This window comes from Quisquiliibacterium transsilvanicum (assembly GCF_014202215.1).
Lineage (GTDB): Bacteria > Pseudomonadota > Gammaproteobacteria > Burkholderiales > Burkholderiaceae_E > Quisquiliibacterium > Quisquiliibacterium transsilvanicum.
On record NZ_JACHGB010000003.1, the window covers coordinates 70913 to 80141 of the forward strand.

Below are 9229 nucleotides of genomic sequence, written 5' to 3' on the forward strand. Positions count from 1 at the left end.
ATGAACGCACTGGCCGAACCGGTCATCGCGCCCGGGCTGCACCGCGACATGCCAGCGGAGCAGTACCACGCCATCCAGGCGATGTCCGCCGGCGGGCTGAAGCGCATGCGCAAGAGCCCGGCGCATTTCTACGGCATGCAACTCGACCCGAGCCGCCCGGCGTCTGGCGACCCGACTCCGGCCATGAAGAACGGCACCCTGGTGCATTGCTGCATCTTCGAGCCTGATGCCGTGAAGGGTCGCTATGTCGTCAGGCCAGACGGCCTGTCATTTTCGACGAAGGACGGCAAGGCGTGGCGCGACGCGCAGTCGCTCGAGATCATCGACGGCGACCAGCTCGCATCGGCCCGCGCGCAAGCTGCGGCGCTTCGAGCGTTGCCCGATCTTGAGCCGCTGCTGGCCGACGGCTACGGCGAGGCGTCCGCGTTCTGGATCGACGAGGCGACCGGCGAACTGTGCAAGTGCCGGCCGGACTGGGTGAGCCCCGCCGGTGACGGCGTGATCCTGGTCGATGGGAAGACGTGCCAGGACGCGAGCCCGGACGGCTTCGGTCGCGCCATCTGGAACATGGATTACTGGCTGCAGGCGGCCTGGTACTCGGACGGATTCGAGGCCGCGACAGGCTTGCGCGTGCATGGCTTCGTCTTCGGCGCCGTCGAGTCGACGTGGCCGCACGCGGCCGCCGCCTACATGCTCAGCGACGACGTTCTAGATGCCGCGCGCCGCGAGAATCGGCGGCTGCTCAACCTCTACGCCGAGTGCAAGCGCACCGGAGTCTGGCCGGGCTACGCACCCGGAATCTCGCTCATCCAACTGCCCGCATGGGCGCAACGTCAACTGGAGACCGCATGAACGCCATCGTTCAGCGCAACGAGTTCGCCAACGAGCTCGCCTTGCCCGATACCGCAGCAACCGCCGTCGCCGCCCAGGCGAAGGCCCTGATCGAGGCCCGCTACATCATGGCCATCCGCCGGCCCCGCGACATGGACGTCGTCCGGGAGCGGATGCTCAAGGAGTGCGCGCGCCCGTCGTTCGCCGCTGTGGCGCGCTACACCAAGCCGATCGGCAAGGACAAGTCGAAGTGGCCCACCGGCCCGTCGATCCGCTTCGCCGAGGCGGCGGTGCGCAACATGACGAACATCACCGTCGAGACGATGACCGTCTACGACGACCGCGAGAAGCGCATCGTGCGCGTCACCGTGACCGACCTGGAGGCGAATGTCCCGTACAGCCAGGACGTGACGATCTCCAAGACCATCGAGCGCCGCCAGAAGAAGGACGGCGACACGGTCCTGGCCACGCGCACCAACAGCTACGGCGACATCCTCTACATCCTCGAGGCGACCGACGACGACATCATCAACAAGCAGCAGGCGCTCATCAGCAAGGCGGTGCGCACCCTGGGCCTGCGGCTGATCCCTGGCGACATCGTCGACGAGTGCATGGATCAAGTGCTGCTCACGCAGCGCAACGCCGACGCCGAAGACCCGGATGCGGCAAAGCGCAAGTTGTTCGATGCCTTCGCAACCCTGGGTGTCCGCGCGGAGCAGATCAAGGAGTACCTGGGGCACGACGCGGCCTCGCTGGCCCCGAAGGAACTCGTTGACCTGCGCGCCCTCTACTCGGCCATCAGGGACGGGGAGGCGACCTGGCGCGATGTCATGGACGAGCGGGCCGCCAAAGCCGAAGCCAGGTCGAGCAGCCTCGATGCGGTGCGGGCGGCGGCCGCCGCGAAGAAGGTCGCGCCAGCGAAGGGCGCAGCCATCGACGTGATCGAAAGCCGGGCCGCCGACGCCCCCGCCCTCACCTTCGCCGAGGTCGCCGACCGCCTGCAGCAGGCCGCCACGCCCGACGCGCTGGCCGAGGCTGCCGACCTGATCGGCGCGGTGCACGACGAGCAGCAGCGCGAGGAGCTGGCCGCGATCTACCGCGAGCGCAGCGAGAAGGTGGGGGCGTGACCACAGCCCTCTCCCCCCGCCAGCACCAGGTGCTCGCACACCTTGCCAACGGCTTCCGGGCGAAGGAGATCGCCCGCGAGCTGCGCATCGACTACGGCACGACGAAGCTGCACATCGAGGCCGCGATGCGCAAGCTCGGAGCCCGCTCATCCACCCAGGCCGTCGCCACCGCCATCCGCAGCAACCTCATCTGACCTGGAGCCCACATGCCCACCGCAACCGAAGCCACGGCGGCCATCGCCGAATACAGCCCCACCGAGGCCGCGCTCTCCGAGCTGCGCACGAAGTACGCCGACGCCGCCTTCGACCTCGCGTCCACCGCCGGCAACAGGGCCGCCCGCGCCGCCCGTCTGGAGTTGGTGACGCTGCGCACGTCACTGGAGCGCAAGCGCAAGGAACTGAAGGCTCCGGCGCTGGAGTACGCCAAGCGCATCGACACCGAGGCTCGGCGCATCACCGACGAAATCCTGTCGCTGGAGACGCCCATTGACGAGCAAATCAAGGCCGACGAGGCCCGCCGCGAGCAGGAGAAGCAGGCCCGCGAGGCAGCCGAGCGCGCGCGTGTCGAAGCGATCATCGCCCGCCTGGAGGAGATCAAGGCCACGGTCTCCAAGGTTGCAGGCCGGTCTTCGGTTGTGATCGCGGCCGAAATCGAGGCACTGGAGGCCAAGGACATCGGGGACGACTTCGAGGAGTTCCGCGAGCGCGCCCAGGCAGCCAAGGACGCGGCGCTGGACTCGCTGCGCGATCTACATGCCCGCGTGACCGCTCAGGAAGAGGAGGCCCGCCGGTTGCGCGAGGAGCGTGAGGCGCTGCGCCGCGAACGTGAAGCGCAGGAGAAGGCCGCGGCCGAAGCACGCGCCGCCGAGGAAGCGCGGCAACGAGAGGAGCGCGCCCGGCAGGAGGCTGAGATTCGCGCCGCCCGCGAAGCCGAGGAGGCCGCCGCCGCCGAGCGCCGCCGCCGGGAAGACGAGGAGCGCGCGGCCCGCGAGGCCGAGCTTGACGCGGAAGCTGCTCGACTGGCTGCGGAGCGCGAGGCGTTCGAGCGCGCCCAGCGCGAGCAGGCAGAACAGAAGGCCGCGACCCGGGCCGCCAAGGAAGCCACCGAGCGCGCGGAGCGGGAAGCGCGCGAGGCGAAGGAGCGGGCCGAACGCGATGCCAAGGATGCCGCGGAACGCGCTGCCCGCCAGCGCGAAGCCGAGCGCATGGGCCGGCTGCAGGCGGCTGCGGAGCAGATGTATGGCGCGCTGCAGATGGTGCGCGCGTCCGGCGGCTTCACCGGGCTTGGCCGCGATGCGCAGGAAGCTGTGGTCGACGCGCTCGAAGCCGCAACCGAGCCTGAGCAGGCCGCAGCATGACCGACATCGCCCGCTGCCTCGGCACCTCATCCGCCGAGTGCCAGTCCTGCGCCCGGCGGATCGAGCGCGTGCAGTCGGACTGGCTGACTACGTGGATGGTGCCGCCGGTGAAGCGGCCGTGTGAGATGCGCGTGGAGCGCGAAGAGGAGACGACGGAATGAAGCTCTACGAAGTATCGGTTGAGTTCACGATGGTTGTGCAGGCCGGTGATGAAGAAGACGCGTGGGACGTTGCGCGCGAGAACGTCCGTGATGCTGTGGGTGACGCCGACCCGCATCTCCACGTCGTTCGCCGTGTGACGGGCGCAGCGCAGTTGCGCGACGGATGGGATGGCATGTGCATCCCCTATGGAGGCGACGGGAACACTCGGATCAAGGACATTCTCGGGGAGGCGACGGAATGACCGACCCGCAACCAATCCAGACGACGGCCGCAGTCGCGCACCTGCGCTACACCGCCCGGAGAGTGGCGATCAATGAGAGATGCGTCGAGCTGCAGGCCGAATGGCTCGCCGCCGACCTGATCGAGCGCCAGGCCGCGCAGATCAAGCGCATGCGGGCGGCGCTGATGGACGTGCGACCGCTGATAGTCAATCTGGAAAAGATGCTGCGCGACACACTCAACCTCGCCGGCCAGCCTCGCAGTGAAGACGAGGCGGCTGCATTCGCGCGCCTTCATTCCGCGCTGCGGATGATCGACGATGCGATGGGAGTCGACGATGCAAGCGAATGAACTGCGCGAGCACGCCGACATGCTGCTGTCCGCCATCCCGCTTGTGCCGCCGTCGCATCGCGGATCGCTGACTGCGGCTGCAGACTACCTCCGCGCCTGCGCCGATGCGCTGGATGCGGAGCCGGTTGCGTGGGTGCGCTTCCGCTCCGACGGAGGCTATGAAGGGCCTCTCATGGATAGCGACAAGAACATGTCCGGGGCGCGGCGCTTGTCCGGTGTGTGGACAAAGCTCTACCCCGTCGCCACGCCTGCGCTCCGACTGCCGGAGCCGATGACTGAGGCAGCGGTTTTCGATGCCATGGATCGGCACAAGTTCAGCGCATACGATCTGGCCCGCGCCATCGAGGCCGAAACCATGCGCCGAGCGAAGGAGTGCAACGCAGCACCGACCCCGCCAGTGCAGCAGGATGACGAGGCGCTGGAGGTGCTGAAACTGGCGTTTGATGCACTGACCTGCGGCGACACCGGGGATGACCTGGAGGACTCGCATCGGTGCGGCAAGTGCGATGAGTACGTTGACCGAAATGCGCCTGTGCGCCAGCGCATTCGCGCCCTCATCGCAAAGCGAGGTGAGAAATGACCGATGACTACATCAGCCGCATCGAGGCGGCGCTGGAAGCCAAGGCTCTGACCGAGGCAGCGACTCCTGAGGAGTACGCGAGCGCGCAAGAATGGCTGTCCATCGTCTGCCCACCTACAACCCTCCGCGCCCTACTCGGCCGGCTCAAGGCGGCGGAGGCGGAGAACGAGCGCCTGCGTGGAGCACTGGAAGTTGTCGTGGCATACCGAACCGGCGGGCGGATCGAAGGGCTGTGCCGCGCCGCACTGGAGAACACCAATGCTCGATGACCGCAGCAAGATGCGCGACGGCGACATGTCGCTGCTCGACCGAATCGACGTTGCGCTGCGCCGCGTGACCAGCGGCGAGGGGCAGATGCGTGTGCCGGTGGAGGCGACCGACCCTGACGTGGTGCTGCACGACTGCAAGCGCGAGATCGCGCGCCTGCTCGCCGAGGTGGAGCGGCTGCGCGCCGAGCTTGCCGAAGCCCGCACGCCGACGATGTTTTGGGACGCGGGCGCTGGCAGTGAAGGCTATGTCGGCTTCACTTTGCAGGAGGCCGTCGAGGATGCGTGCGACTCGATGAGTCGGGTGGATGACCCGTATGAACTCGAAGTCTCATGCGCTCGCACGCTGCCCAGCATCAGGGTCCGCGCGTGGATTGACGATAAGGACAACCTGCAGTGGGATGAGAGCGAGGACGACGCCATGCGCAAGGAGGGCGACGATGCTGCCAGCTGACGTAGCCCGCTGCCGTGGCATCACGAAGCGCGGAGTTCTGGTGCTGGTCTGCTCGGTCTGCCAGCGCCGCCACGCATGGGCCGACGATCATCGACGCGAGGTCGATCGGATGCTGGTGGTCGAGCCGCCGAAGCGGGTGATCGACTGCAGCATGTTCATGCCGATGGAGGAGGGCGACCATGCTCGATGACCTGAACCGTCTCATCGTTGCCGTCGCCTGGGTGCTGCTGGCCATCCTCGCCGGGGCCGGGCTGGCGGGAATTGCGGTGCTGATTGCGTGGGGGTTGGGATGACCGCCGACCTCACCGGCTACCTCCGAGCCGTGCGCCTCTACACGGAGCGCGCCCGGGCGATCTACGCCGCAGCAATCGAAGAGCCCTACACGCCGCCGGCCAGTGACGAGGAAGCGATCACTCGGGCCGGCGAGGCGATGATCGAGTTCGCCCGCTCGCTGGTCGAGATGCACGAACCGTGGCCGAACCCCGCCGACTTCGGCATCGGCACCGAGCCGATCACCCTCGCCGGATGCGAGCCAGACATCATCCTGAGCGCGAAGCCGCTTGGACAGGAGGCAACGATGGACAGCCAGAGATTCACCGCCGAAGACCTGCGCCGGGCGCACTGGCAGATGCAGGACGACATCCTGCGCTACCTGTCGGATCGGGTGCACAAGTTCCAGGCCGACACCGGCCTTGTCGTCCAAGGGGTAGAGGTCGAATTCGCCACGATGGCGCGCGTGGGCGAGCCGGCGCAAAACATCGTGGCGAGAGTCGACGTTCGCGTGGGGCTTGGACGATGAAGCGCACCATCATCACCATCCTCGCCATGCTGCCGGCGGTGCTGCTGGCGATTCCGGCAGTCGTTGCGCTCATCGACGCGGCTGCATGGGTCGCGCTGGGCGACACGCTCATCCAGCAGGACTGGTCCACCGCGAGCATGCGCGGCCTGATAGCCGTGTCGGCAGGCGCGCTCTCGATCCCGGTCGGCATGCTGACCCTGAGCGTCCTGAGCGACTGGCAGCGGAGGCAGGAATGACAATGCGCCAACGCAAGCGGAGGATCATGCACGCACTGCGCCCGGTCTACGCCTGGTGCGGGCTGTGGCTGGTGCGGGTCAGGTGAGGGAGGGCTGAGGTGACCATCCTGACCGCCGAGGAGGTCGCCCAGCGGTTGCGCCTGGACACCCGGACGGTTTACGCTTTGGCGGCTCCGAACGGGCCGCTGCCATGCCTGCGCTTCGGCCGCGCCGTCCGCTTCTCCGAGGCCGACGTCATCGCCTACCTGGAATCATGTCGCTCTACTTCGACGAAGCCCGCGGCCGCTGGCGCTGGCAGTTCAAAGCCACGCTCGACGGGCAGCGGCATAGATCTAGCCGCCTCCTTCCGCGCGGCTGGAGTGAAGCTCAAGCGCGGCGCTACGACGAGCAAGAAACGGCGCGCACCTACGCTCGTCTGTCTACCGGGAAGCGCGTCAGCAGCGTCCCGCTGATCGACGTCGCCGTCGACCTCTACCTGCGCGAGCGCGTGCCGCAGCTGCGCGACGGCCTGAACGCCGCCCGGAACCTCGCGCACCTGTTCCCCGATTACCAGGGCCGCGGCATGGACGAAATCGGCAAGGTGGCCCGGGCCTACGCGAAGGCTCACGCTGGCGAGCTGAAGCCGGCGACCATCCGCCAGAGGCTGGCCACGCTCCGAGCCGCCGCCAGCTACGCGCTCAAATACCACTCCATCGGGTCGAAGGACTGGATCGCGGCGATGCCCATGCCGAGCGTGAACAACGCGCGGCACCACTACCTGCGCCGCGCCGAGGTGCTGATGCTGGCTCGCGCGATCAGCGACCCGCCGACCAGGGCCTGGGTGCTGCTGACCTTCGCCACGGGCAGCCGACCGGGAGAGCTATTCCGCGCCGAGCCTGTCGACGGCGGCGCGGCCTTCCTGATGCCGGAGACGAAGAACGGCGACCGCGAGTTGAAGCCCGTGCTGCCGCGCTTCCGTCGCTACGCCAGGCACTGGCCGATGCCGCACGACTACACCTGGCACAGCAGGCTATTCCGCGAGGCCCGCCAGGCCGTCGGCCTCGATCACATCCGACCGCACGACCTTCGGCACTCGACGGCCTCCGCGTTGACCGATGCCGGCGCCACGCTCAAGCAGGTTGGCGAGGTGCTTGGGCACCGCACGGCCCAGGCGACGAACCGCTACGCGCACCTCTACACGGAGCGCAAGTCGGCGCTGCTGGAGTCGATTTTCGAGCAGAAGCCGAAGCGCAGGGCCTGACCGGCGCTGGCAGAAACGGCCCCACAACAGCCGCTCCCCCCAGGGTGCACACGGATTATGAGTCCGCTGCTCTAACCGTCATGAGCTAGAGGCCCGTCCCCTTCGCGAGGTGGCGCCGAGTATACCGGCGGCGATCCGCCACGCGCAGGAACCCGCGGGCGTGGAACGCCAGCCCCGGCGAATCGCGCTACATTGGCTTATGAACAAGCAAATCGTACTCGCCAAGCGTCCCGTCGGCTGGCCCGACGAATCCTGCTTCCGCCTCGAGCAATGTCCGGAGCCCGCCTGCGGGCCGCAGGACGTGGTGGTGGAGGCGGTCTGGCTGTCGCTGGACCCCTACCTGCGCGGCCGGATGAACGAGGGTCCCTCCTACGCGCCCGGCTTCGCGCTGGACCGGCCAATGGTCTCGCGCGTGGTCGGGCGGGTGCTGGAGTCGCAGAACGCGCGCTTTCGCAAGGGCGACTGGGTCTGGGGGTTCCTGCCGTGGGCGCTGCGCTGCCTGACGCCGCGCGGCGAAGGGCTCACGCTGATCGACCCGTCGCTGGGCAAGCCCAGCCTGGCCATCTCGGCGCTGGGAATGCCCGGCCTGACCGCATGGGTGGGCGCCATCGAGCTCGGCAATCCCGCGCCTGGGGATACGGTCTTCATCTCCTCGGCCGCTGGCGCGGTGGGCCAGCTGGCCGGGCAGTTCGCCAAGCGTGCCGGCGCGCGCGTGGTGGGCTCGGTGGGCAGCGACGACAAGGTGGCCTATGTGCTGGAGCGCTGCGGCTTCGACGCGGCCTTCAACTACAAGACCCGCAGCGTCGACGAAGCGCTGGCGGAACTCTGCCCCAAGGGCATCGACGTGTATTTCGATAACGTGGGCGGCAGCACGCTGGAAGCTGCGCTGCGCCACGCGAACATCATGGCGCGCTTCCCTGTGTGCGGGATGATCTCCGCCTACAACGAGACCGAGGACCGCGGCATCCGCGGGCTGCAGGCCCTGCTCAGCAAGCGCATCCAGATGACCGGCTTCATCATCTACGACCACATCCACAAGCTGCCTGCCTACCAGGCGCGCGTTGCGCCCTGGTTCCGCGACGGCGAGATGCACTTCCACGAGGACATCGTGCAGGGGCTGGAGCAGGCGCCGACGGCGCTGATCGGGATGATGAAGGGCGAGGCGATCGGGAAGCGGCTGGTGCAGGTGGCGGCTGAGTGATCCGCTGAAGCATCAGGAGCCGGGGCATGGGCAAGACCACGAAACTTCCGCCGATCACTCCCGGCGAGATTCTCGCGGAGGAATTCCTGAAGCCGATGGGAATCTCGCAGTACCGGCTGGCCAAGGAGATCGGGGTGCCGGCGCAGCGCATAAGCGAAATCGTGGCAGGCAAGCGCGCAGTCACCGCCGATACGGATCTGCGGTTCTGCAGGTTCTTCGGGCTATCTGACGGCTGGTGGCTGCGCGCGCAGGCCAGGTACGACATGGAGTGCGCTCGCGATTCCCTCGAGGGGGTACTCGAGAAAATCAGGCCTTGGCCCGCAGCGGCATCCGGAGCTGGCGCATGACCCGGCCCCGTCCAAGCCCGCACCGTGGGCCCTGATCCGCTGCGCCGGCGCACCCCCT

At 68.0% G+C, this 9229-nt stretch carries 16 protein-coding genes and 1 pseudogene; all 17 read left to right on the forward strand.

Annotated elements, in window-relative coordinates:
• The 17 genes and pseudogenes from HNQ70_RS06845 (at position 1) to HNQ70_RS06920 (ending at position 9171) form a co-directional block, all read left to right on the forward strand.
• Positions 1 to 852 (forward strand): PD-(D/E)XK nuclease-like domain-containing protein, encoded by an 852-nt coding sequence (locus HNQ70_RS06845; protein ID WP_183965672.1) that lies wholly within the window; start codon positions 1 to 3, stop codon positions 850 to 852.
• Positions 849 to 1958 carry a hypothetical protein gene (locus tag HNQ70_RS06850; RefSeq protein WP_183965674.1) on the forward strand — a complete coding sequence of 370 codons (1110 nt, stop codon included), beginning with the start codon at positions 849 to 851 and terminating at the stop codon, positions 1956 to 1958. Before HNQ70_RS06845 ends, HNQ70_RS06850 begins: the two co-directional genes overlap by 4 nt.
• On the forward strand, positions 1955 to 2152 hold the full coding sequence (locus tag HNQ70_RS06855) for a LuxR C-terminal-related transcriptional regulator (RefSeq protein ID WP_183965676.1): 198 nt from the start codon (positions 1955 to 1957) through the stop codon (positions 2150 to 2152). The genes HNQ70_RS06850 and HNQ70_RS06855 overlap by 4 nt, the downstream gene beginning before the upstream one ends.
• 12 nt (positions 2153 to 2164) lie before the next feature.
• Positions 2165 to 3316, forward strand: coding sequence for a coiled-coil domain-containing protein (locus tag HNQ70_RS06860; RefSeq protein ID WP_183965678.1), 1152 nt, complete (start codon positions 2165 to 2167; stop codon positions 3314 to 3316).
• Positions 3313 to 3477, forward strand: coding sequence for a hypothetical protein (locus tag HNQ70_RS06865; RefSeq protein WP_183965679.1), 165 nt, complete (start codon positions 3313 to 3315; stop codon positions 3475 to 3477). The genes HNQ70_RS06860 and HNQ70_RS06865 overlap by 4 nt, the downstream gene beginning before the upstream one ends.
• On the forward strand, positions 3474 to 3719 hold the full coding sequence (locus HNQ70_RS06870) for a hypothetical protein (RefSeq protein WP_183965681.1): 246 nt from the start codon (positions 3474 to 3476) through the stop codon (positions 3717 to 3719). Before HNQ70_RS06865 ends, HNQ70_RS06870 begins: the two co-directional genes overlap by 4 nt.
• Positions 3716 to 4048 (forward strand): hypothetical protein, encoded by a 333-nt coding sequence (locus HNQ70_RS06875; RefSeq protein WP_183965683.1) that lies wholly within the window; start codon positions 3716 to 3718, stop codon positions 4046 to 4048. Before HNQ70_RS06870 ends, HNQ70_RS06875 begins: the two co-directional genes overlap by 4 nt.
• Complete coding sequence (locus tag HNQ70_RS06880) at positions 4035 to 4628, forward strand: hypothetical protein (RefSeq protein WP_183965685.1); 594 nt, start codon at positions 4035 to 4037, stop codon at positions 4626 to 4628. The genes HNQ70_RS06875 and HNQ70_RS06880 overlap by 14 nt, the downstream gene beginning before the upstream one ends.
• Positions 4625 to 4897, forward strand: a complete 273-nt coding sequence (locus HNQ70_RS06885; RefSeq protein WP_183965687.1) for a hypothetical protein — start codon at positions 4625 to 4627, stop codon at positions 4895 to 4897. The genes HNQ70_RS06880 and HNQ70_RS06885 overlap by 4 nt, the downstream gene beginning before the upstream one ends.
• Positions 4887 to 5348 (forward strand): hypothetical protein, encoded by a 462-nt coding sequence (locus HNQ70_RS06890; protein ID WP_183965689.1) that lies wholly within the window; start codon positions 4887 to 4889, stop codon positions 5346 to 5348. Before HNQ70_RS06885 ends, HNQ70_RS06890 begins: the two co-directional genes overlap by 11 nt.
• The gene (locus HNQ70_RS06895) at positions 5335 to 5538 is read left to right on the forward strand and encodes a hypothetical protein (protein ID WP_183965691.1); all 204 of its coding nucleotides are present in this window, start codon (positions 5335 to 5337) and stop codon (positions 5536 to 5538) included. The genes HNQ70_RS06890 and HNQ70_RS06895 overlap by 14 nt, the downstream gene beginning before the upstream one ends.
• A 99-nt stretch (positions 5539 to 5637) precedes the next feature.
• Positions 5638 to 6147 (forward strand): hypothetical protein, encoded by a 510-nt coding sequence (locus tag HNQ70_RS06900; protein ID WP_183965693.1) that lies wholly within the window; start codon positions 5638 to 5640, stop codon positions 6145 to 6147.
• Entirely contained in the window at positions 6144 to 6383 is a 240-nt protein-coding gene (locus tag HNQ70_RS06905; protein WP_183965695.1) for a hypothetical protein, read from the forward strand. The genes HNQ70_RS06900 and HNQ70_RS06905 overlap by 4 nt, the downstream gene beginning before the upstream one ends.
• Positions 6384 to 6481: 98 nt before the next feature.
• A pseudogene (locus tag HNQ70_RS20625) lies at positions 6482 to 6622 on the forward strand (helix-turn-helix domain-containing protein); the annotation flags it as partial.
• Positions 6623 to 6636: 14 nt separating this feature from the next.
• A complete protein-coding gene (locus HNQ70_RS06910) occupies positions 6637 to 7623 on the forward strand; it encodes a tyrosine-type recombinase/integrase (RefSeq protein ID WP_183965697.1) in 987 nt (328 codons plus the stop codon).
• A 199-nt stretch (positions 7624 to 7822) separates the two neighbouring features.
• A complete protein-coding gene (locus HNQ70_RS06915) occupies positions 7823 to 8824 on the forward strand; it encodes an NADP-dependent oxidoreductase (RefSeq protein WP_183965699.1) in 1002 nt (333 codons plus the stop codon).
• Between the two features lie 26 nt (positions 8825 to 8850).
• Entirely contained in the window at positions 8851 to 9171 is a 321-nt protein-coding gene (locus HNQ70_RS06920) for a HigA family addiction module antitoxin (protein WP_183965701.1), read from the forward strand.
• Positions 9172 to 9229: the final 58 nt, after the last annotated feature.